Raw genomic sequence first — 21,718 nt, forward strand, 5'->3', positions numbered from 1 at the left:
GAAAGGGAGTCGACATGCCCCCGAGCCGGCCGCAACAGGACTGGACCCCGACCCGGTACGCGCACAACGGCGACGTGCGGGTGGCCTTCGATCGGCTGGAGGACTCCGAGGGCGAACCGCTGCTGCTCGTCATGGGCCTGGCCACCGCCCGTTTCTGGTGGCCGCTCGGACTGTGCCGGGCGTTGGCCGACGCGGGATTCGCGGTGGCCCGCTACGACCAGCGCGACGCCGGCCAGTCGACCCGGATGCCCGACACCGCCACGACCAACCCGTTCAAGGCCCTGTTCGGCAAACGCGGCGACGCCTATACCTCGGAGGACATGACCGACGACGCCATCGCCGTGATGGACGAACTCGGCTGGGAACGAGCCCATGTCTTCGGCCACTCCCTGGGCGGGGTGATCGCGCAGCGCATCGCGCTGCGCCACCCCGATCGGGTGCTCAGCGTCACCTCGTCGGCCGCCCTCCCCAGTGACGTCTCGGGGCTGCGCGTCCTGCGCTACCTGCGTTTCGGGCTGCTCGCCAGGCTCGCCCGGGCCAAGTTCCCCGAGGGCCGCGCGGGCGACATCGAGGCCGCCCTGACCGTCTGGCGCGAAATCGCCTCACCGGGCTACCCGTTCGACGAGGCCGCGGCGCGTGCGTGGGTCGAGGCCGAGGTGGACAGCGGCCCGCGCGACACGAAGGCGCAGAGCCGCCAGATCGGCGCCCAATGGCACGGAGCCGAACTCGCGGAACTGCGCCTACCCACACTGGTCCTGCACGGGGAGCAGGACCCGATCCTGCGCGTGGTCGCGGGTCGCGCCACCGCCAAGGCCATCGACGGCGCCCGCCTGGTGACCTATCCGGGCGTCGGCCACGACCTCCCCGCCGCTCTGTGGCCCGAAATCGCCCGCCGGGTCGGCGACTTGGCTGCCGCGGCCCCGGATACCCGCGGGTGAGGGCGATGACGGCCGTCCTGGCGCCGAAGCCCCGCGCGGGGTTCGGCGCACGACAGTACAGTCGCGTTGTGACCGACCTCGTGATGGTGGCGACCGGCCGAGACGCCGATGTCTTCGCTCTCGACGCGCGGCGCGTCCTGCGCCGGTATCGGGACGGAGGCGACGTGGCCGCCGAGGCCGCGATGATGGCCCACGTGGGCGGGTTGGGATTTCCCGTGCCGCGGGTCTACGCGGCCGAGGGCGGCGATCTGGTCCTCGAACGACTCACCGGTCCGACCATGTTGCAGGCGCTGGGCAGCGGGGAGATCACCACGTCGGCGGCCGCCGAACAGCTGGCCGGCCTGCTCGCCCGCCTCCACGCGCTGCCGCCACGGATCCCGGGCGGGCCCGGGGAGCATCCGGTGCACCTGGATCTGCACCCGGCGAACATCATGCTCGAAGCGCGCGGGCCGGTGGTGATCGACTGGCGCAACTCCCGAGAGGGCCGGCCCGAGTTCGACGTCGCCGTATCCGCGCTGATCCTTGCCCAGGTCGCGGTCGACCCCGCCTGGGCGGAGGCCGCGCTCGCCGCCGCGTTCCTCGCCGCGTTCCTGGCCACCGTCGGCGCCGTGCCTCCCGACGCGTTGGACCACGCCGTACGCTTCCGCCGCGCCGACCCCAACCTGACCACCCGCGAGATGGCCCTGCTGGGCGAGGCGGTCGCGTTGCTCGGCCGGCGGCTCGACACGCGTCGTCGACCGGGTGGTTGATCGCGCCGCTCGAGGCGGCCGGGCCGAACGCACCGTCACGGCAGGCTCGCGCCGGGGGCGGGCCCGCCGCGGCGGGGCGGTCGGTGGGGTCAGATACGGGCCCCGTTGTCGTGTGGGGTGCGGCCGGGGCGTGGGACGCGCCCGCCGTGGTCGTCGGGGGAGGGTAGGGGGCGGGGCGTGCGTGGTGGCGCCGGTGTGGTGCGTGACTCCAGTGCGACTGCCGCGGGTGCGGCGACGGTTATCGTGGAGACGGTGCCGGCGACCACGCCGATCAGCAGCGCCAGTGCGAAGTCGGCCAGTGAGTCGCCGCCCAGCACCGCCAGTGCGATCAGGACGAACAACGCGCCCGAACCGGTGTTGACGGTGCGCGGCAGGGTCTGGAGCACCGCCGTGTCGGCGATCCGGGCGAGCGAGCGCTCACCGGGAGCGCGGCGCAGTTCGCGGATCCGGTCGAAGACGACGACGGAGTCGTTGACCGAGTAGCCGATCACGGTGAGCAGCGCGGCCAGGAACACCGCGTCGACGGTGCGTCCCAGCCACGCGAAGGCGCCCACCACGATCAGCACGTCGTGCGCCATCGCGACGACCGCGGCCACCCCGAAGGTCCAGCGGAACCGCACCGCGAGGTATGCCATCTGGGCGGCGAGCGCCACCCCGAGGGCGATCGCGGCCTTCAGTCGCAGCTCCTTCCCCAGGCTCGGCCCGATGAACTCGTCGCGCACCTTCTCCGCGCCGTGGCCCAGTTCGACGACCGTCGCGGTGATCAGGGCCTCCTCGGCGTCGGTCGGCTTGCCCGTACGTACCGTGAGTTCGTGATCGCCCGAGGCCTGTACGACGGCCTTGGGGAATCCGGCGTCGGCGAGCGCCGCGCGGGCCCGGTCCGGATCGACCGCCTGCGTCGTCGCGTACTCGACGAGCCGGCCCCCGGTGAACTCCACGCCGAAGTCGACGCCGCGCACCGCCACGCCGGACACCGCCAGGCCCAGCGCGAGCACGCCGGATACGGCCATCATGCGTCGACGATGCCGCATGAGGTTCGGATCGCGCCCGGTCAGCCACGCGCGTACCCGGCCCGCGTGCGCGATGCCGCTGATCCGGGGCCGGCGCCGGACCGCCGCGCGCGTCACGGCGAACTCGGCCAGGACCCGGGTGACCACCAGCGCGCTGACCATCGACGCGAGCACGCCGATGCCCAGCGTCACCCCGAATCCGCGCACCGGGCCGCCGGCCAGGAAGAACAGCAGGCCGGCGGCGATCAGGGTGGTGACGTTGGAGTCGGCGACGGCGCCGAACGCGTTGCGAAAACCTCGGGTCAGCGACGGGCGCAGGGCCGGTGCGGTTCGCGCGAGGTATTCCTCCCGAGCCCGTTCGAACACCAGGACATTGGCGTCGACCGCCATCCCGACGGCCAGTACGAACCCGGCGAGTCCCGGCAGGGTGAGGGTGGCGCCGACGCCGACCAGGGCGGCGTACGCGATCAGCCCGTAGCCGACCAGGGCCAGTGCGGCGAGGACCCCGAGCAGGCGGTACACACACACGATGAACAGCGCGGTCAGCGCGGCGCCGACGATCGCGGCCCACATCGCGGCCTCGATGGCCCGTTCGCCCAGCGTGGGCCCCACGGTGCGGTGTTCGACGGTCTCGACCGGCACCGGCAGCGCGCCGCCGTTGATCAGCAGGGCCAGTTCGCGCGCCGCGCGTTTGTCGAAGTCGCCGGTGATGCGGGTGGATCCGCCGAGGATGCCGGTGCCGCAGCGCACCGACTGCTCGACTCGGGGCGAGGAGACGACCCTGCCGTCCAGGGCGATCGCCACGCGCCGCGCGGGGCTTCCCGACGGTGCGCACGCGGCGTCGGCGGTGAGCTCGGCCCAGGCCCGCTCGCCCCGACCGCGCAGGTCGAGCGTGACGTGCCAGCCGCCGCCGGCCGGATCCAGCAGCGCCCGGGCGCGGTCGACGTCGGCTCCGGTCATCCGTGACGCGTCCAGCTTCAACATTCGGCCCGACTCGTCGGGCAACACCTGGCGTCCCTCGGCGTCGGTCGCGGTCGGGGCACCGGTCGTGTCGACGACGTCGAGAACGGGATGGAAGGTGAGTTGTGCGGTACGGCCGAGCACCTCGGCGGCGCGGCGCGGGTCCTGCACACCGGGGAGTTCGACGATGATTCGTCGCTCGCCCGAGCGGACCAGGGTGGGTTCGGAGACGCCGAGCGCGTCGACGCGACGACGCAGCACCTCCAGGGTTCGATCGGTGGCGTCGCGGTCGGCTTTCGCGGTGGGCGAGTCCCGGGTCTCCAGCACGATCTGGGTACCGCCGCGCAGGTCGAGTCCCAGGCACGGCGGCATGGTGGCGGCGATGTAGGTGGACATGGCGAGGATGGCGAGGGCGAACAACGCCCGCACCTTGGTGGCACGTGGCAAGGATGGTCTCCACGGATACACCGCGACCGGTGGTCGGCGCGCGGCGATCGGACTCAGGGAAGGTCTGGAGCCCGGGGAGACGGTGGAGCGCGGCCCGGCGGGAGCGCGAAACGGCGCGGCGAAGGATCGGCGTCGTCGCCGAGCGCGGAGGTTCGATGCCCCGCGGGTGGCGGGAGCACGACGGCGCGGCCGGTGAGCGCCGCGTCGTGGGGGTGGTGCAGATGGTGCCGCTCGTCGTGGAGGTCGCGGGCCGCGAGAGGCGCCGGCGGACCGCGGCGCACGTCGCGGGTCGCCTCGTCGGCGACGTCGCGCACGTGCCCCGGGTTGGCGGCGGTGTGCGCGGAGACGGAGGCGCGGTCGGGATCGGGTGCGCCGGCCGCGTGGGCGGACGCGGGGGCGGCCAACGCGCCGAGCAGCGCGAGGGCGACGGCGAGCAACGCCCCGAGCCACCCATTGCGCCGCGAGCGCGCGGTGCGGACGGCGGCCGGTGCGCCGCGGCGGCGGTGGGGATGGGGAGGGCCGACGCGAGGAGGACGTACGGCGACGTGTCGCCGGGTCATCGCGCCCTCCTCGGTCTGCGCCGTTCCCACGCCGACGTGGGCACGATCCGGTTCATGGTCGCAACGCCCGGCCCGCTGTTTCGAGTTCCCGGGACGCGTTACGACGTCACGGAACCGGTGTGTACGTCGAGCGGACTCGCCGGGTGCCGCCGGCGATGGCGGGTTTCCAGCGTGCCGTACACGATCAGGATCGCGGCGATGGCGGCGATCTGGGCCAGGGCCGAGCCGAAACGGCCGATCGGGATGGTGGCGAGCAGGGTCAGCACGGCGCCGATCCGGTAGCCGTTGGGGGTGATGTGGAAGGCACGACGCGTGGCCACGACCGAGGCGAGGAAGAGCGCGAGTCCGCCCACCAGTGTGCCGGCGTGGACGGTGTCGAGGCGGTCCGAGGGATGCGCCATCGCTCCCTTGACGCCGGCCGCGAACAGCAGCATGCCGAGCAGCAGTCCGTAGTGCACGTACCCGTAGATGTTGAGCGCGCGCAGATTGCGGGCCCTGGGCTCCAGCCGCTCCAGGACCGCGACGGCCCGCTCGTCGTCGTCGGCGCCGAAGTACGCCCACCAGATCGCGAAGCACACCGTCAGGGTTGATGCCGCCGTCGCGATCAGGGTCGGGTTCAGCGCGAGGCCCTGCGCGCCGACGCCGATCGCGATCACCGACTCGCCCAGCGCGACGATCACCACCAGGCCGTGCCGTTCCACGAAGTGCGGGACGCTCAACCGGAAGCCGTCGTTGCCGGCGACGTAGGGCGTGATGATCTGCACGATCACCGCGGCGGCCCATGCCGCGAGTTGCGCGTTGGTGTCGAGGAAGCCGCCGACCACGATCAACGCGGTACTGGACATGTTGAACGGGGCGATCCGTACGAACGCCTGCCGGGTGCCGCCGGAGGCCAGGAACATCGCGAAGTGCACGCCGGACAACATCAGGTACCCGAATCCGAACGCCTCGCCGGTCCCGTCGAAGGCGTGCGGAACGGCCAACGCGACCACGAGGAAGCCCGACATCCCGACCATCAGGAGCGTCTGGCGCAGGGGCGTGGTCGGCGGCACGGTGTTGGTCAGCCACACGTAGCCGCTGTACATCCACCAGATGAGCGCGAGCATGAGCACCACCCGGGTGATCCCGGTCGGGTTCAACTCGTGCGCGATCGCGGCGGTCAGCTGGGTCACCGTGAACACGAAGACCAGGTCGAAGAACAGCTCCAGAGTGGACACCCGCACGGTGGACTCCACCGGGGCGGCCGGTGTCGCGGGCGGTGCGGGCATCGCGGGCAGCGCCGGCGTCGCGGAAGCCGCGAGCGGCGCGGGCTCGGGGAGGGGGAGGGTCACGGCGACATTATGGGGACGCGGGCGAAGGCACGTGCCCGCGGGGCCGGAACGCCGCGGTTGGCGCCGCATCGGCCACGGTGTGGACGGGGCGGGCCCGCACCTACGGCTGCCGCCGCGCCCACGCCGGAACGTCGATCAGCGTTCCACCGGCACCGCCCCTCCGTCCCGGGAGCGGGCGTCTCGGTTGCCCCGCGCGGCCTCCCCGCGGGATCGGTCGACGAGTACGAGCGGGATGGCGATCGCGCCGAGGGCGGCGCCGATCAGGCACAGCGAGGTGAGCGACGCCCCCTGGCCGAACGACACGGCGGCGAGGGCGGGGGTGATGCTGATGCCGAGTTGGAACGCGGATACGGTGCCGGCTCCGGCGAGCGTCGGCGCGTCGGCCGCGATCGCGAAGACGCGCCCGTACACGGCGGGGTTCGGCACGAACGCGGCGATGCCGAGCAGGAGGACCACGGGCACCACCACCCAGGCCGTCCGCAGCGCGACGACCATCACGACCGACAGGACCACGATCGCCGAGGCGCCGCCGAGGAGCGCGAGATGAGGGCGTCGGTCGGAGATGCGACCACCGATCGACAGGCCGACGAAGGCACCCACGCCGAACAGCGCGAGCACCGCCGGGATCCAGACCTCGCGAACCCCCGTGACGTCGGTGAGCATCGCCGCCAGGTAGTTGAACGTGATCATGTACGCCGCCGTGGTCAGGACGGTGATCGCGTAGATGCCCCACAGCAGCGGATTCCGCATGGCGGCGAACTCGCGCGACACACGCGGCCCGACCGGGTGTTCGGCGCGCGGGTCGTCGGCGGGCAGCCCGAGGAGGCACCCGACGGCCCCGGCGATCGTCAGGACCACGACGCCCCAGAACCCGCCGCGCCACTCGGTGAAGTGGCCGATCAGTGTGCCCGCGGGCCCACCGGCGACCATGGCCACGCTGAGCCCGCTCACCACGACCCCGGACGCCCGGGCGTTGCGCTCCGGCGTCACCAGGCCGATCGCGGTCACCGACGCGACGGCGAAGAACCCGGCGTAGGCCACCCCCGACACCACCCGGCTCACCAGCAGAACCTGGTAGTTGCCCAGCAACCCGACGACGACGCCGATCGCGAACACGGCCTGGGTCGCCACCAGCGCGGTCCGCCTCGGCCAACGCAGACTCAGCACGGCGAACGGAGGCCCGCCGACCACCACCCCCAGCGCGAACGCCGTGATCAAGAACCCGGCCGAGGACAGCGATACATCCAGGTCGTCGGCCATCGCCGGCAACACGCCGGCCAGCAGAAACTCCGCGCTTCCCATCGCGAACAGGCAAAATCCGAGCAGGTACACCCCGGCGGGCAGACGCCGGGACGACTTTTCGCGGGCGACCTTCGTCGTCGCCGGGTCCGGCGTCGATCCCGTCGATCCCGTCGATCCGTGAGTCGTTGTCGTTGTCGCATCCATGCGGATCACCTCCACCAGGAGCATCCGAACAACGTCCCGGAAACGACAAACAACATTGCCGATTCCGGGACGCCTTGTTTGACTGCCCCCATGGACGAACAGCCCACGATCGGTGCCGTGATCGAGCAGATCGCCCCACGCCTGCGCCGCGCCCGCGAGAAGAAGAACGTCAGCCTGGCCGCCCTCGCCCGCGCCACCGGCATCTCGACCAGCACGCTCTCCCGCCTGGAATCCGGGCAGCGCAAACCCGGTCTCGAACTGCTCCTGCCGATCACCGTGGCGCTCGACGTGCCACTGGACGAGATCGTCGCCGCCCCACGGATCGTCGACCCCCGAGTGCCGCAACACCCCGCCCGGAAGAACGGCCGAGTGCTGATCCCGCTGTCGCGCAGACAGGGCGAACCCCGCGCCTACAAGATGACCATCCCCGCGCACGACGAACAGCCCCACCTGCGCACCCACGCGGGATACGAATGGCTCTACGTCCTGAGCGGACAACTCCGCATCCGACTGGGCGGTCAGGACTTCACGCTTGGCGCCGGCGAGGCCGCCGAGTTCGACTGCCGGATCCCACACTGGTTCGGCGCCGCCGGCCGCGGCAACGTCGAAGTCCTCAGCCTCTTCGGCAAACAGGGCGAACGCATCCACCTCCGCCCGGTCGGCCCGAAGAAACAACCCGACAACGAATAGCGCTCCGTCACCCGATGTGGTCAGTCCGCGCGGATGTCGTCGAGAGCGGGCTCTCCGGTGATGATCCACAGATGGTCGAACGGGTCACGGATGCGGCCCGAGCGCTTCCCGTACGGCCGGTTCTCGATGGCCACGACCACCTCGGACCCATGGGCCGTCATGCGCTCGCCGACCTCGTCCGGGTTGTCGACCTCGATCTCCAGCAGGACCGGCGAGCCGCCCAGATCACGGGGTGATACCCACCCCCATGCCGAAACGTCGGGGGACACCCGGAACGACGACCCGCCGACGCGGAGTTCCACCACGGTGGGGCGGCCGTCGTCGCCCGGCGCACGAAACACTTCCTCGGCGCCGAGGACTTCCCGATAGAAAGCCGACGCACGGTCGGGGTCGGACACGATCAGGCGAGGGAGGAACCGGGTCTTCGTCATGTACCGATCATGAGGCGGGGCGGCGCCCGAGTCTTGAACATTTGGGATCGGCCGCGGTCTTGGGACCTTCGGCGCGCAACCACTCGGTCGGCGTGTACCCGGCCATGGCCCGCCACTCCCGGGAGAGATGCGCCTGATCGGCAAACCCCGACGCGGCGGCCACGTCCGCCAGACCGGTCCCTGCCGTGCCGACGGCCGCGAGACGGCGTCGGACGGCTTCGAAGCGGATGAGACGCTGGTACTCCTTCGGCGTCACCCCGCACTCGGCGCGAACCCTGGTGCTCAGGTGCCGCCTGGAACAACCGAGTCGGCGAGCGGCCTCGTCCACCCGGGCGGTGCGGGTCAGGGCCACGAGCATGGCACGCAGTTCGCGGGTGTTGTCGCGCTCACCGTGCCGTGCCGGGCCCGCCAGCAGGGACCGTTCGACCAGCGCGCGACGTTGCGGCCAGGTTCGGCAGCCCGCCAGCCGCTCCGGGAGATCCGCGAGCGCGGGAACGACGTCGGCGAGATCGACCACGTGTCCGGCCAGAGCGGACGCCGGCAACCCCAGCAACGCCCTGGCACCCAGCGGATCGAGCGTGACGAACACCCCACGCGTGCATCCTCGCTGCCGCAACTCGGCCGCGTCCATGTGCAAGCCGGACACCACGGCGCGGTGGCGGCTGCGCGAGTGCGAACGCGCGACCCACCCGACCTCGAGAAAGTCGTCCTCGGGAATGGTGATCGACACGGTGGACGAAGGCAGCCCACGATGAACACCCCCCGAGCCCGACCCCAGATCGTATGCGTCCAAGGTCGCCACGAACGGCCGCAGGGAGGAGCCTTGCCTGATCACCGACCCAGTTTCCCATCACCCGACGCAAGACCCGACCCCCGCCCTCCGCGAGCATGAACACCACCCTCGTATCGGCGGGGCGGGTAACCGAGGGCGTCGGGCCCGGGCGGGCCCGACCCCCCTGGCGACGGTGGTGGCCGGCTACTTGTTCTGCCCGACCTCCGGGTCAAGCGTGGGTCGAAGCCCGGTCGGCGGTGGGGGCGATGGCGACCGCGATGTTGAAGTCGACCGGGCCCAGGACCCCGTACAAGCGTAGCCACAGAGGCATCAGGAGTTCCGTCGCGCGGGCACTGGACAGGTCGCCGAGGTCGATGATCTGGGCGGGGGTCCAGCCGAACGAGCCCAGCAGGGTGGCCACCTCGGCCTTGGCGGCCTCGTCGTCGCCGCTGAGGAATACGTTGTGGTGGCCCGGGACGAGGCCCGGCTCGACCATGACCGTGTTGTTCATGGTGTTGAGGGTCTTGACGACCCGGGTCTCGGGGAACGCCTTTTGCAGGTGCTCGGCGAGGCTGCCGCCGTCCGGGGTGAAGACCTTGGGCGGGAACCCCTCGGAGAAGTCCAGTGCGTTGGACACGTCGACGAGGATCTTGCCGCGCAGATTGTCGGCCCCCGCCGCCTCCAGCACCGCCGCCGAGACCAGGCCGCCGGTCGCGTTCACCACGAGTTCGCCGGCGCCGGCCGCGTCGGCGAAGGTGCCGTGTGCGCCGCCGTTGTCCGCCGCCCACTGCCTGGCGTCGGCGTTGTCCGCCGTCCTGGAGCCGAGCGTGACGTGATGACCCAGTGAGGCGAGCTTGCCGGCGAGCCGTCGTCCGACCTCGCCCGTGCCCAGTACGCCGATCCTCATGTGCTGTTCCCTCTCGTACCAAAACGCCGGGCAACCACGGCGGCAGACGGTGCGGTGGTCGGCCGGTTTCGTTCGACCGATTGATCCATGCGACCGTAGATCGCGCCCGCCCGGGGCGGAAGTACGCACTATTCGATACCTCCACCACCCGAACCCCGCAGAGCCCGGCCGCCGATAGGGTCAGGTTCGGAAGGTTCGGCGGTATGTGCCCGGGGAGACGCCGATCGCGGTGTGTAGGTGTTGGCGTAGGGAGACGTCGGTGCCGAAGCCGGCGCGTTCGGCGATTCGGGATACCGGTAGGTCGCTGGTTTCCAGCAACTCCCGGGCCAGGTCCACACGTTGCCTGGTGAGCCATTGGCCGGGGCTTTGGCCCACCTCGGCCCGGAAGCGGCGGGTGAAGGTGCGGCGGCTCATGCCCGCGTGTCGGGCGAGGTCCTCCAGCGACAGCGGTTCGTGCAGTCGCTCCAGGGCCCAGGCCCGGGTGGCGGATGTGCCGGTGTCGGCGGTCGGGGGTACGGGGCGTTCGACATACTGCGCCTGGCCGCCCTCGCGCTGTGGTGGCACCACGCAGCGGCGCGCGACCAGGTTGGCGACCGCGCTGCCGTGGTCGACCCGGATCAGATGCATGAGCAGGTCGATCCCGGAGGCCGCGCCCGCCGAGGTCAGGACCCGGCCGGCGTCCACGTAGAGCACGTCGGAGGTCACGTCGACCCGCGGGTACAGGTGGCCCAGGCGCTCCGCGTGCCGCCAGTGCGTGGTCGCCGGGTGGCCGTCGAGCAGGCCCGCGGCGGCCAGTACATAGGTGGCGATGCAGATCGAGACGATGCGGGCGTCGAGCGGGATCAGGCGCAGCGCATGGGTCAGTGGTGCGGGCATCGCGGCGCCGTCGACGATCTCCGCGAATCGTTCGGACGCCGGGATGACGACCGTGCCCGCACTCGCGAGCACCGCGGCGTCGTGTTCGACGGTGATCGCGAAGTCCGCCGCGGTGCGCACGGGGCGCCCGTCGATCGAGCAGGTCACGACGTCGTACAGCGGCCGGTTCGCGGCGTCCGTCGCCGCGCCGAACAGGCGCGCGGCGAGACTCAGCTCGAACGGGATCACGCCGTCGACGGCCAGCACCACGACGCGGTGCGGAACCGGCGCGGGCTCGTCCGAGACCGGCGCGGGGATGCACGAGAACGGCTCGGAGTCCGGCCCGAGCGAGGCGGAAGTGGGCGATGCACCGACGATGGCCATGGCCCGATCATTGCACATGATGACCTTCGGGCCACTGTTTTGCCTGGTCGCACCGCAGACATGCTGGGTCCCATGACAAGCACGGATGCCACCACCGCACAGGAAGCGAAGAGCACCATGAAGGCGATGAGCCAGGACGTGTACGGCGGGCCCGACGTCGTTCACGAGATCGAATCGCCCCGGCCGGTGCCGGGCCCCTCCGAGATCCTGGTGCGGGTACACGCGGCCGGCATGAATCCGACGGACTGGAAGCACCGCCGATTCGCCGGCTTCCTGGGCCGGCTTCCGCTGGTGCTGGGCTGGGACGTCTCGGGCACGGTCGAGGCGGTCGGCATCGGGGTGACGCTGCACGAGCCGGGCGACGAGGTGTTCGGCATGCTGCCGTACCCGTCCGGGGCCGGGGCTTTCGCCGAGTACGTCGTGGCCCCGGCGCGGGCGATGGCCGCCAAGCCGAAAAGCCTCGACCACACGCAGGCCGCGGCCGTGCCGCTGGCCGCACTCACCGCGTGGCAGGCCCTCGTCGACACCGCCGGCATACGGCCCGGTCAGCGGGTGCTGGTGCACGCGGCCGCCGGCGGGGTAGGCCATTTCGCGGTACAGATCGCCAAGGCGCGCGGCGCCCACGTCATCGGGACGGCGAGCGCCGCCAAGCACGACGTGGTCCGCTCGCTCGGCGCCGACGAGATGATCGACTACCGGACCCGGGACTTCACCACGATCGAACCCGTCGACATCGTGCTGGACGCCCTCGGCGGCGACACCGCCGCGCGGTCGCTGAGCGTACTCGCGCCGGGCGGACAACTCGTGTCGATCGCCCTGACCCAACTGCCCGACGACCTGGCCGAGCGGGCGGCGCGCGCGGCGGCGGGCGTCCGGGTACGGCCGATGCTCGTCGAAGCCGACCAGGAAGGCATGCGCGCGATCGCCGCCATGATCGACGCCGGATCGCTGCGCCCCGTCGTGGAGGCGGTGTTCCCCCTCGCCGAGGCCGCCAAGGGCCACATGCTGGGCGACACGGGACGGGTGACCGGCAAGGTCGTCCTGACGGTGCCGTAGCCCCGATCGGGCCGGATCGCCCGCCCCGACCCCCGGCGGGCGATCGGCCCCGCGCCGCCGCCGAGTCATCGCGCATCCGGCCTGCATGTCGGCTGGATTGCCGGGTTCAATCACCCGGACGGGTCGTATCAACAGCATTCACGTTCACGCAACACCCGCGACGGGGAGCCCTCTTCTTGCAGAGGGTTCCCCGTCGGCCAACTGAACGAGAATGGGAAGAAGTATGGCGAATGTCGAGCTTATCCGCAGCGGCTTCCTATTCCTCGCGAATGGCCAGCAGCAGTTGTACGAATACGACTTCGGCAAGAATCCGAACCAGTTCTCCTGGGTTCGACCGAATGCGTACTTTCACCCCTTCACTGACGCACTTTCCAGGCTCCAGTATGTGACGGAGTACTCGTACTGGGAGGGAAGCAATCCGATTCCGCCCTACTGGGGTCTGGAGCTTCGGGCGTTCGGAAACACGCAGTTCGTCATCGTGCTCATGCTTGTCACTGTGTAAAAGGGAGAGGATGGTCCAGCTCATGCGCGTTCAGGCGTCATATGGCGAAGACGGGAGCATCATCGCGCTTGCGGAGATCATTGAGGCGGGTGACGATCGCGTCAGGGTTCGCCTTCGCCCCAGCGAGGACCGCAAGATCGCAGAACTCGAAGTGCCGCCCGAGTACGCTGACCGGCCCTTCGCGGATCTGGCCGCCCGGTTCAAGGTGACAGAGTCTCCTGACGGGGCGGCATTTACACCCAACGCCTCGTGATTTTGTCGGAACCTTGCGGGTCCCGTTGATACCGGCACGGCGGCTCTCCCCGGGACGGACAGGCTGCGGGAGTTGACGCCGCGTCGGACTTCGCGGGCGTGGGCCGGGTCATCTGCGCAGGAATGCCGCCGTGGTCGGCGATCGCAGCGGGGCATGAGGCGGATCCTGCCGGCCATAACCTGGTTGTGGGGGAGGGTGTGATCCGGTGTATAGCCGGGTTGTGGCAGGCAAGGAGAGCGCGCGCCGCACCCCCGAGACGCAGACCGAGGAACAGGCCGTGTCCGGCGGTTTCCAGGCCGCGTACGACGAGATCAGTCGCGGTCTCGACCTTCCCGTGAAGGTCACCGCCACGACCGCCGCCACCTCATCGGCATCGGTACGCCACTCCATCGCTCACCGGATCCAGCGCGACCTGCTCAGGGGTTGACGCCGCCGAGTTCACCGCGCCCGTGTGGGTCGGCCGGCTCGTGATCCCGTCCGTCGCCGCTTGTCACCGCGAGCCCGCAGCCACCAGCTTGGCGGTGATGGGTTCCAACTCCGCTATCAGCTCGTCGAGTTCGGCCGGGGACAGGGCGTCGTACGGCGGCGCGGCGAGTTCGTCGGTGAGGGCCTCGACGCGCTGCTTGGTCTCGCGGCCGGTGTCGGTGAACCGGCCGTCGGCGTCGAGGAGTCCGCGCTTGCGCAAGCCGTCCATGACCGTCGCCAGTCGTTGCTTCGGCAGGTGGTGGACGCGCCCGAACGACTCCGGCGGATGGATGCCCTGCGCCGCCGCGTCCAGCAGGTGGGCCTCCGTACCGCCGATGCGCGCGCCGACGAGCGCGGCGATGTGCCCGTCGCAGCGGTGTTCGCGCAGCATGGTCGCGGAATGCCACAGCCGGGCGACCGGGTCGCTCGGCACCGCGAGGGCGCGCATCCCGGCGTACATCACCCGACCTTCCACGGGCGCGCCCGTCGCGGCCTTGGTGGTCAGGTCGGCGGCGCGCACCAGGCCCGGGGAGTCGGCCGTTTCGTCGCCGAGGATCCGCCGCACGGAGGCCGCGCTGCCCCGCTGCCGCGCGGCAACGGACGCCTCGGGCGGGATCGTCTCCCACGCGCTCGGGATGTGCCGCGCGGCCTCCCCCTCGGCGAAGCTGTAGAAGGCCGCGTGCACGACCTGCGCCGGCACCCGCCCCAACGGCGCGGCGCGGCTCGCGAAGTAGCCGTCCCAGTAGGTGCGGTGGCCGAGCGCGGCGAGCTCCTCGTTGCACTCGTCGGCGAAGAAGGTGACCAGGCAGATCGGCTCCAGGAGCTCGAACATGCGACGGGCGATGTGCGTCATGGCCCACATCATGCCCGCGATCACTCCCCATGGGGCGGAACGCGCCGCCGAATCGGCCCCAGGGAACGGCAGTCGACCGGGTCCGAATCTCTCGCGACTTCGGAAGTCCGGTTCGGCCACGCCGCCTGCCGACCGGGGTTGCCCGCCCCGGGGCCTGCTCCTCGGCGCCGCGCCGTCAGGGGCGGATGACGTAGCGGCCCCGGAGGCCGCTCTCGGCGGTGGCTCGGTGGGCCTCGGCGGCCCGCTCCAGCGGGACGACGGCGTGGACGCGGGTCGGGAGTTCGCCGGCGGCGGCGCGGGTGAGGAGGTCGGCGAGGCGGGCGGGGTCGGAGGCGGTGAACACGGCGGCGACCGAGATTCCGCGCTCGGCGGCGGGTGCGAGGCCGGGCCGCAGGCCGACGTAGGCGCCGCCGTCGCGGACCAACGCGAGGGCCTGGTCGTCGAGTTGCGCGGGGTCGACGACCGCGTCCCATTCCGGCTCGGCGTGGGTGGTGAAGTCGGCGCCGAGGCCGCGGACGAACTCCTCGTCGCCGGCCCGGGCGAGCCCGGTCACCTGCCAACCGCGTTCCCGGGCGAGGACGGCGACGTTCGCCCCGACCGCCCCCGCGGCGCCGGTCACCAGCAGGCGGCCGGCGCCGGCGGGCGCGTCGCCGAGCAGGTCGACGGCATGCGCGGCGGCCGACCCGTTGAGGGGGACCGTGGCCGCGGCGACCAGGTCCAGTTCGTCGGGGACCGGGGCAACGTCGGCCGCCGCGACCACGATCCGCTCGGCGTAGGTGCCGTAGTCGCGGTCGAAGCCGACCACCAGCCCGGCCACCCGGGTGCCCACCGCCAGGTCGACGCCCGACCCGACCGCCTCCACGACGCCGGCGAACTCCCAGCCCAGTCCGGTGTGTTCGGGCTGCTTGACCAGTCCGATCGTGTGGAAGAAGCCGGCCACGACACCGAGGTCGGTGGGGTTGACCGTCGCCGCGGCGATGGCCACGCGGACGTGGCCGGGACCCGGCTCGGCGACGGGCACGTCGATGATCTCGATCGAGTCGGGCCCGTTCGGGACGCGGACGACGGCGGTGCGGAAAGTGGCGGCATTCATGGCTTGTTCCCTTGCGGAGGGGTGATCGTTTACGAGCTCCATGCTGGTTTCGTTAACCTCGTGGCGGAAGAAGGCACTCGAAAGTGCCTATGCCCCCCTCGGGTGAGGAAGGTGCGATCGATGTCGACGCGGACGGCGGCCCAGCGACGGGCCGAGGCGAAGGCGAGCTACAACGCGTTCATGGCGGGCTGCCCCAGCCGCCAACTGCTCGACCGGATCTCCGACAAGTGGGTCGCGTTGATCCTCGCCGCGCTCGGCAGCGATGGCCCGCACCGTCCCGGGGTCGACCACGGAGACGGCCCTCGGGCTATGCGCTTCTCCGAACTGTCCCGCCGACTCGCGGGCGCCAGCCAGAAGATGCTCACCCAGACTCTGCGCTCCCTGGAGGTCGACGGGTTGGTCACGCGTACGGTCACACCCACCGTGCCGGTCACCGTCACCTACGAACTGACCGACCTCGGCCTGTCCCTGAACCGCGTCATGGCCGACCTCAAGCAGTGGGCCGAAGCGCACATGGGCGACGTACTGGCCCACCGAGAGGCCCGGGCGTCACGGGAGGACGGCGACGGCGAGGGGGAGTCGGCCCACGGATAGGCGCGTGGTGGTGCCGGTGGTGGTGTCGACCAGGGTGAGGCCGTTCCAGCCGCCGTCGCGGGTGAAGCCGCCGGAGACGTAGGCGGTGCGGCCGTCGGGGGAGAGGGTGACGCTCTCGTGGGGCCCTTCGAGCGGGACGACCCGTTCGGTTCCGTCGGGGGCGCGGATGGTGAGCGACGGGCCGGCGTCGACCTCGGAGTCGATCGGGCCGGTGGCGACGACGTACAGCGTGCCGTCGGGGGCGACGGTGACGCCGTGCTGGTGGGCGTTGGCCGTCATCGGTTCGACGGTGACCCGGCCGGTCGCCGGGTCGACGACGGCGAGGCGTTCGCCCTCGAAGGGGAGCAGCAGGGCGCCGTCGGACGGGCGAACGGCGGTGTAGTGCGGCTTGAGCCAGGAGCCGAGGCCGCCCCGGGTGCCGTACGGGGCCACCTCGATCCGGCGTGTGGCCCAGGTGTCGGTGTCGACCGTGCGCACGTCGAAGGAGTCGTGGTCGGTGACGTAGACGTGGCGGCCGTCGGCGGAGACGTCCACGTCGAAGGGACGGCGGCCGACCGGAACGACCCGGGTGACCGTGCGGGTTGCGGTGTCGACGACCTCCAGCGCGCCGTCGCCGCCGGGCACGTTGACGCCGACGTAGATCCGGGCGCCGTCGGGGGAGAGGGCGATGCCCATGCCGCCGCCCCGATACTCGCCGGTGCCGACGCGGCCGGTCCGGGTCGTGTACGGGATCCGCGCGACGAGTGCGCGGGTGCGGGTGTCGACGACGGCGACACCCTCGGCGGTGGCCACCCACGCGGTGCCGTCGGGGGCGACCACGAGCCCGTACGGCGCGGTGCCGACCCGGACCGAGCCGAGGTCGGCGGCGCGGCCGGTGCGGGACGGGTCGACGAAGGTGACGGTATCGGCGCCGAAGTCGGTGACGAGCAGCGTCGTCGCGGGCGGACCCGGAGTGGCCGGGGCCGAGGCGGCGGAGGTCGCGGCAGGTGCCGGAGCCCGGGCGGGCGCGGATCCACCACAGCCGGCGAGCAGAACGGCGCCCAGCAGCGCGAGTACGCCGGCCCGAGCGGCGCCGTCCCGGGCGGTCACGCCCCGCCCCGGCGCGAGTCGTCGACGCGTCGCTCCGCGGCCCGCAGCGCGGCGGCGATCTCCCGGAAGCCACGACGCTCGGCATGGGCGCGGGCGGTGACGCGGTCGCCGTCCGGCAGCAGTGGATCGGCGCCGTGGGCGAGCAGGACGTCCACCACCTCGCGGTGGGCCGGCCCACCGTCGCCGAGGATGACGGCCTCCAGCAGGGCGGTCCAGCCGAGGTCGTTGACATGGTCGACGTCGATGGCGGTCTCGGCGAGCACGGCGCGGACGTACCCGACGTGCCCACGCTCGGCGGCCGGAATCACCGACACCCCGCCGAACCGGTTCCGAAGCGTGACGTCCGGCCCGCCGACCAGCAGCGCGCGCATCATCGCCACGCTGCCGGTGACCCCCGTGACCAGCCACGGGCTGTCCAGCCGGTCGTCCCGGGCGTTGACGTCCGCCCCGGCCTCGACCAACACCTCGGCGACGGCGACGTGATCGGCGAGGGCGGCGCACAGCAGCGCCGTGCGGCCGCGCTCGTCCCGCGCCCCCGGAGCGGCGCCGGCGGCGAGCGCGGCACGCACACCGTCGAGATCACCGCGGCCGGCGGCATCCGACAGGGCGCGGTCGGCCGGGGACAGGGGACGTTCGGTCATGAGGGACTCCTCCACGGGGCAGCACGGCACCTCCCATCCTGCGCCCGGACCCCCGACCCGCCGTCGCCGACTCGGCCGATCCCACGACGACGGCCGGTTGATACGGAGGTCATCCGATCGGCCGACGCGCGCTCTCACACCGTCGGGCCACGCCGACACCCACCACCCACGGGTACGGCGCCCCCCGACGATCGAACGGCGATCACGGCGGAAACTCGGGGGTAAATCGAACACTCGACCGTTGAAGATCCACCAAACCGAGACTCGTCAAGCCGTGGCGCTCACCCACAAGGACGGTGAGTGAGCCCGAATCCGTGGCCGAGGGCGGGCTCAGGGCTGCCGGCGCGAGGTCGAACTCCCTCCGGGGGGCGCCGCATACGCGGGAGTGGCGTCGTGGGTGGTGTTGTGTTCGTGGATGAGTCGCAGGGCCTCGTCGCGGTCGCGTCGGTCCAGGGCGTCCACCAGGTCGCGATGCAGTGCGTGGCGGTCGGCTATGTACTCGCCCAGGGGTTGATCGCCGGTCGGCAGTACGGACAGGGTGTGTGTCTCGATCAGTTCCAAGAGGTGCGTGTACAGCGAACCGAGCAAGGCGTTCGGGCTGATCGCGGCGATCGCGGCGTGCAGGCGCCAGTTGGCGTGTACGAACGCGACCGGGTCGGCGTCGCCCACGGCGCTCTCCATGGCGGTGATGTGGGGGCGCAGTGCGGCGATCTCGGCGGGGGAGGCGTACCAGAGCGCGTCCTCGATGAGCAGCGGGTCCAGTGCGTCACGGATGCGCACCGCCTCGGCGACGTCGTTCTGCCGCGCGTCGAGCGCCAGGACGGAGTTGCCGAGACGGACCATGGGCGACTGCTCGGCGCTGAAGAGCCCCCCACCCGGGCCGGGTTTCACATTGACCAGACCCCGGGCCTGGAGGAGTCGCAGGGCCTCGTTGAAGGTGCCGACGGACACCTCGCAGAGAGTGCGCAGTTCCTCCTTCGTACCGAGCCGGGAACCGGGGGGTGCGCTCTCGATCAACTCCGTGACCTGCTGCGCCGCCCGTTCGGCGCGCCCCGAGCCCGCCTGTCGGAGAGATCTCCCGGTGCTTCGCGCGCCCGCCGAGCCGCCGCCCGGGCGCGGACCGGTCGCGGCGTGGCTGTCAGGAGAGCCGGCTCTCGGCTTCCTGGTCGGCGCGAGGCCGTCCGGATCGACTGGCACGTCCACTCCCTCTGTATCGGACCACTCTATTCACCATGCTCATTCTGCCTCAGCTCTTGACGCTGTGGCTGCCGCCGACGCAAAATCTGGCTAATCATCATGCTTAATTATTGGGTGGGGTGCGCGAGTGACCCACCCCACCCCATTCCTCCGGGAGACCCGTCATGCGCATCGCCAACCTCTCCGGCCGACTGGCCCTGATCGTCGACGGCAAGGCCGTCGACGTCGAACGGGGCAGCAACGGCCGTTTCTCCGCCGACCCGCAGGCCGTCTACGAGCGGTGGGAGGAGTTTTGTAGCTGGGCCGCCGGCGACCTTCCCGCAGGCGTGGCGTTCGAGCACCGCGAACTGGGCGCGCCGGCCCCGGCGCCCCGGCAGACGTTGGCGATCGGCCTGAACTACCGGGACCACGCCGCCGAGTCGGGGTTCGCCGTGCCCGAGCAACTCCCGCCGGTCTTCACCAAGTTCGCCACCAGCATCAGCGGACCCGTCACCGAGGTGAAGTTGCCGGCGGACGGCCACACCGACTGGGAGGTCGAACTGGTCGCGGTCATCGGACGTCGCGCCCACGGTGTCCGCGAGGAGGACGCCTGGAGCCACGTCGCCGGGTTGACGGTCGGCCAGGACATCTCCGAGCGGGTGATCCAACTGGCGGGCCCGGCGCCGCAGTTCAGCCTCGGCAAGTCGTATCCCGGGTTCGCGCCCATGGGACCGTGGCTGGTGACGCCGGACGAGTTCGACAACCCCGACGACCTCGAACTGCGTTGCGCGATCAACGGGGAACAGGTCCAAAAGGGCCGCACCCGTGACCTGATCTTCTCGGTGCCCACACTCGTCGCCCGTCTCTCCGCCGTGCTGCCGCTCCTGCCGGGCGACGTGATCTTCACCGGCACTCCCGCGGGCGTCGGCCTCGGCCGGAACCCGCAGCGCTGGTTGGCCGCGGGCGACGAACTCGTCAGCACCATCGAAGGCATCGGCGAGCTGCGCCAGACCTTCGTGGCCTGAGACCGGGCGTCGACCGACGAAGGAGTCCTCTCGTGGCACTGCACCGACTGACCTCCATCACCATGGGGGTCCCCAACGTCGCCGAGACCGCCGCCTACTACACGGACTTCGGCCTCACCCCGGACGGATACGGCTGGTTCACCACCCAGGACGCCGGGCGCCAGCTCAGGATCGTGCACGCGCCCACCCGCCGTCTGGTGGAGGTCAGGGTCGGCGTCGACACCCCCGACGACCTGGCGGCGAGCGCGTCCCGCCTGAAGCGGCTCGGCGTCGACTCCCACATCGCCGACGGGGCACTGACCGCCTACGACACGCCCACGGCCGTGCGCGCCGTCCTGGAAATCGCCCCACGCCCGACGCAGGAACCGGTCGCGCCCACCGCCTACAACGGTCCCGGCCGCGTCGAGCGCACGGGCTCTCGCGCACCCGGCGTCCTGCGTACCGAACCGGTCCGTCCCCGCAAGCTCGGACACGCCGTCGTCGGCACCACCGACCTCGACGCCACCACCGCCTTCTTCCGTGACGGGCTCGGCTTCAAGGCATCGGACTACATCAAGGACCACGGGGCGTTCCTGCGCTGTTCCACCGACCATCACAACATCCTGGTCCTGGCCGCGCCGGTGGCGTTCCTGCACCATTCCTCGTGGCAGGTCGACGACATCGACGAGGTCGGCCGCGGCGCCGCCGCCATGCTGGAGGACCATCCCGAGCGCCACGTCTGGGGCCTGGGCCGCCACCACGCGGGGTCGAACTTCTTCTGGTATCTCAAGGACCCGGCGGGCAACTTCAGCGAGTACTACTCCGACATGGACTGCGTGGTCGACGACCAACTGTGGACACCGGAGGTCCTGGAGGGAGCCAAGGGCCTGTTCAACTGGGGCCCGCCACCCCCGCCTTCCTTCCTGGCTCCCGAGGACCTGGCCGCATTGATGACCGGCATCCACAGTGAATCGAGGTAGATGGCCCCCGCGACCGGGAGGAGGTTGCCGCCCCCCGTGTCTCGTGATCGGTGGCTCGCGCTCCGTGCCCGGTTCGGCGGACGATGCCTGCTGGGCGCTGGTGAACCGGGGACCCGGTGCCGTCCCCGCCGCGTGTGGTGGTGGCGGTGGGGACGGCGTCCGAGTGCCGGTGGCACGGCCCGGGCGCGGGCCTTGAGGGATTCGAGGGCTACTTCACCCACAGTTCGTAGTTCTCGAACTGGCCTCCGCCGGTGCACTGGTAGCTCGACCAGCGATGCGCGTTGATCCCCTGGTTGCCGGTGTCGTTGCACGCACTGGCCCAGTAGTAGTCGGTGATGTAGGTGTAGCCGGGGCTGGTCGGCGGGTGGCACGGATGCGTGCAGGTGACCGTCGCGGGGGCGGCCTGGGCGGGAGCCGCGCCCAGCACGGTGCCGGTGAGGATGGCGCCACCGGTGGCGAGACCGAGTACGAAGTTGCGGAGACGCATGACGATGTCCCTTCGAAGCACGATGTGTGGACATCCCGTACACGG

The 21,718-nt window shown here is 71.5% G+C and carries 24 protein-coding genes; 10 read left to right on the forward strand and 14 right to left on the reverse strand.

Annotated features, from left to right (window positions below; genetic code table 11):
- The first annotated feature begins 14 nt into the window (after positions 1 to 14).
- Both ACFRCG_RS28365 and ACFRCG_RS28370 read left to right on the forward strand, forming a co-directional pair.
- On the forward strand, positions 15 to 938 hold the full coding sequence (locus tag ACFRCG_RS28365; protein WP_380036556.1) for an alpha/beta fold hydrolase: 924 nt from the start codon (positions 15 to 17) through the stop codon (positions 936 to 938).
- Positions 939 to 1,006: 68 nt separating this feature from the next.
- A complete protein-coding gene (locus tag ACFRCG_RS28370; RefSeq protein ID WP_380036558.1) occupies positions 1,007 to 1,687 on the forward strand; it encodes a phosphotransferase in 681 nt (226 codons plus the stop codon).
- An 89-nt stretch (positions 1,688 to 1,776) separates the two neighbouring features.
- Here the strand turns inward: ACFRCG_RS28370 and secD are convergent, their stop codons facing one another.
- From secD to ACFRCG_RS28390, 4 genes are all read right to left on the reverse strand, one after another.
- Entirely contained in the window at positions 1,777 to 4,104 is a 2,328-nt protein-coding gene (secD, locus tag ACFRCG_RS28375; protein ID WP_380036560.1) for a protein translocase subunit SecD, read from the reverse strand.
- A gap of 53 nt (positions 4,105 to 4,157) precedes the next feature.
- Positions 4,158 to 4,664, reverse strand: coding sequence for a hypothetical protein (locus tag ACFRCG_RS28380; protein ID WP_380036562.1), 507 nt, complete (start codon positions 4,662 to 4,664; stop codon positions 4,158 to 4,160).
- A 98-nt stretch (positions 4,665 to 4,762) separates the two neighbouring features.
- On the reverse strand, positions 4,763 to 5,995 hold the full coding sequence (locus ACFRCG_RS28385; protein WP_380036564.1) for a low temperature requirement protein A: 1,233 nt from the start codon (positions 5,993 to 5,995) through the stop codon (positions 4,763 to 4,765).
- 135 nt (positions 5,996 to 6,130) lie between these two features.
- A complete protein-coding gene (locus tag ACFRCG_RS28390) occupies positions 6,131 to 7,465 on the reverse strand; it encodes an MFS transporter (protein WP_380036566.1) in 1,335 nt (444 codons plus the stop codon).
- 66 nt (positions 7,466 to 7,531) lie between these two features.
- Here ACFRCG_RS28390 and ACFRCG_RS28395 point away from each other — a divergent pair, with 66 nt between their 5' ends.
- Entirely contained in the window at positions 7,532 to 8,131 is a 600-nt protein-coding gene (locus tag ACFRCG_RS28395; protein ID WP_380036568.1) for a helix-turn-helix domain-containing protein, read from the forward strand.
- Between the two features lie 20 nt (positions 8,132 to 8,151).
- Here ACFRCG_RS28395 and ACFRCG_RS28400 read toward each other — a convergent pair whose 3' ends face one another.
- The 4 genes from ACFRCG_RS28400 to ACFRCG_RS28415 form a co-directional block, all read right to left on the reverse strand.
- Positions 8,152 to 8,562: a VOC family protein gene (locus tag ACFRCG_RS28400; protein WP_380036570.1), complete on the reverse strand. Its 411-nt coding sequence runs from the start codon at positions 8,560 to 8,562 to the stop codon at positions 8,152 to 8,154.
- A 7-nt stretch (positions 8,563 to 8,569) separates the two neighbouring features.
- Complete coding sequence (locus ACFRCG_RS28405) at positions 8,570 to 9,292, reverse strand: helix-turn-helix domain-containing protein (protein ID WP_380036572.1); 723 nt, start codon at positions 9,290 to 9,292, stop codon at positions 8,570 to 8,572.
- 271 nt (positions 9,293 to 9,563) lie between these two features.
- The gene (locus ACFRCG_RS28410; protein WP_380036574.1) at positions 9,564 to 10,241 is read right to left on the reverse strand and encodes an NADPH-dependent F420 reductase; all 678 of its coding nucleotides are present in this window, start codon (positions 10,239 to 10,241) and stop codon (positions 9,564 to 9,566) included.
- Between the two features lie 180 nt (positions 10,242 to 10,421).
- Entirely contained in the window at positions 10,422 to 11,480 is a 1,059-nt protein-coding gene (locus ACFRCG_RS28415) for a GlxA family transcriptional regulator (protein WP_380036576.1), read from the reverse strand.
- Positions 11,481 to 11,597: 117 nt separating this feature from the next.
- Here ACFRCG_RS28415 and ACFRCG_RS28420 point away from each other — a divergent pair, with 117 nt between their 5' ends.
- The 4 genes from ACFRCG_RS28420 to ACFRCG_RS28435 all read left to right on the forward strand — a co-directional run bounded on the left by ACFRCG_RS28420 (position 11,598) and on the right by ACFRCG_RS28435 (position 13,718).
- Entirely contained in the window at positions 11,598 to 12,536 is a 939-nt protein-coding gene (locus ACFRCG_RS28420) for an NADP-dependent oxidoreductase (protein ID WP_380036666.1), read from the forward strand.
- Positions 12,537 to 12,759: 223 nt separating this feature from the next.
- Positions 12,760 to 13,038 (forward strand): hypothetical protein, encoded by a 279-nt coding sequence (locus ACFRCG_RS28425; RefSeq protein ID WP_380036578.1) that lies wholly within the window; start codon positions 12,760 to 12,762, stop codon positions 13,036 to 13,038.
- Positions 13,039 to 13,048: 10 nt separating this feature from the next.
- On the forward strand, positions 13,049 to 13,291 hold the full coding sequence (locus ACFRCG_RS28430; RefSeq protein WP_380036580.1) for a hypothetical protein: 243 nt from the start codon (positions 13,049 to 13,051) through the stop codon (positions 13,289 to 13,291).
- Between the two features lie 220 nt (positions 13,292 to 13,511).
- Positions 13,512 to 13,718, forward strand: coding sequence for a hypothetical protein (locus tag ACFRCG_RS28435; RefSeq protein WP_380036582.1), 207 nt, complete (start codon positions 13,512 to 13,514; stop codon positions 13,716 to 13,718).
- A gap of 63 nt (positions 13,719 to 13,781) precedes the next feature.
- Here ACFRCG_RS28435 and ACFRCG_RS28440 read toward each other — a convergent pair whose 3' ends face one another.
- Together ACFRCG_RS28440 and ACFRCG_RS28445 are read right to left on the reverse strand one after the other, a co-directional pair.
- Positions 13,782 to 14,609: a MarR family transcriptional regulator gene (locus tag ACFRCG_RS28440; protein WP_380036584.1), complete on the reverse strand. Its 828-nt coding sequence runs from the start codon at positions 14,607 to 14,609 to the stop codon at positions 13,782 to 13,784.
- Positions 14,610 to 14,784: 175 nt separating this feature from the next.
- Positions 14,785 to 15,702 carry an alcohol dehydrogenase catalytic domain-containing protein gene (locus ACFRCG_RS28445; protein ID WP_380036586.1) on the reverse strand — a complete coding sequence of 306 codons (918 nt, stop codon included), beginning with the start codon at positions 15,700 to 15,702 and terminating at the stop codon, positions 14,785 to 14,787.
- 120 nt (positions 15,703 to 15,822) lie between these two features.
- On the opposite strand from ACFRCG_RS28445, the gene ACFRCG_RS28450 reads away from it, so the two are divergent.
- Positions 15,823 to 16,296, forward strand: a complete 474-nt coding sequence (locus tag ACFRCG_RS28450) for a winged helix-turn-helix transcriptional regulator (protein WP_380036588.1) — start codon at positions 15,823 to 15,825, stop codon at positions 16,294 to 16,296.
- On the opposite strand, the gene ACFRCG_RS28455 is transcribed toward ACFRCG_RS28450, so the two are convergent.
- The 3 genes from ACFRCG_RS28455 to ACFRCG_RS28465 form a co-directional block, all read right to left on the reverse strand.
- Positions 16,252 to 17,385 (reverse strand): hypothetical protein, encoded by a 1,134-nt coding sequence (locus ACFRCG_RS28455; protein ID WP_380036590.1) that lies wholly within the window; start codon positions 17,383 to 17,385, stop codon positions 16,252 to 16,254. The genes ACFRCG_RS28450 and ACFRCG_RS28455 overlap by 45 nt on opposite strands.
- The gene (locus ACFRCG_RS28460) at positions 17,382 to 18,026 is read right to left on the reverse strand and encodes an ankyrin repeat domain-containing protein (protein ID WP_380036592.1); all 645 of its coding nucleotides are present in this window, start codon (positions 18,024 to 18,026) and stop codon (positions 17,382 to 17,384) included. The genes ACFRCG_RS28455 and ACFRCG_RS28460 overlap by 4 nt, the downstream gene beginning before the upstream one ends.
- Positions 18,027 to 18,356: 330 nt before the next feature.
- Positions 18,357 to 19,223 (reverse strand): FadR/GntR family transcriptional regulator, encoded by an 867-nt coding sequence (locus ACFRCG_RS28465; protein WP_380036594.1) that lies wholly within the window; start codon positions 19,221 to 19,223, stop codon positions 18,357 to 18,359.
- Between the two features lie 164 nt (positions 19,224 to 19,387).
- Here ACFRCG_RS28465 and ACFRCG_RS28470 point away from each other — a divergent pair, with 164 nt between their 5' ends.
- Together ACFRCG_RS28470 and ACFRCG_RS28475 are read left to right on the forward strand one after the other, a co-directional pair.
- Positions 19,388 to 20,227, forward strand: coding sequence for a fumarylacetoacetate hydrolase family protein (locus ACFRCG_RS28470; protein WP_380036596.1), 840 nt, complete (start codon positions 19,388 to 19,390; stop codon positions 20,225 to 20,227).
- Between the two features lie 32 nt (positions 20,228 to 20,259).
- Positions 20,260 to 21,186: a VOC family protein gene (locus tag ACFRCG_RS28475; protein ID WP_380036598.1), complete on the forward strand. Its 927-nt coding sequence runs from the start codon at positions 20,260 to 20,262 to the stop codon at positions 21,184 to 21,186.
- Positions 21,187 to 21,394: 208 nt separating this feature from the next.
- On the opposite strand, the gene ACFRCG_RS28480 is transcribed toward ACFRCG_RS28475, so the two are convergent.
- Positions 21,395 to 21,673 (reverse strand): hypothetical protein, encoded by a 279-nt coding sequence (locus tag ACFRCG_RS28480; protein ID WP_380036600.1) that lies wholly within the window; start codon positions 21,671 to 21,673, stop codon positions 21,395 to 21,397.
- Between the last annotated feature and the right edge of the window lie 45 nt (positions 21,674 to 21,718).

The sequence above is a fragment of the Embleya sp. NPDC056575 genome, assembly GCF_042793325.1.
GTDB lineage: Bacteria > Actinomycetota > Actinomycetes > Streptomycetales > Streptomycetaceae > Embleya.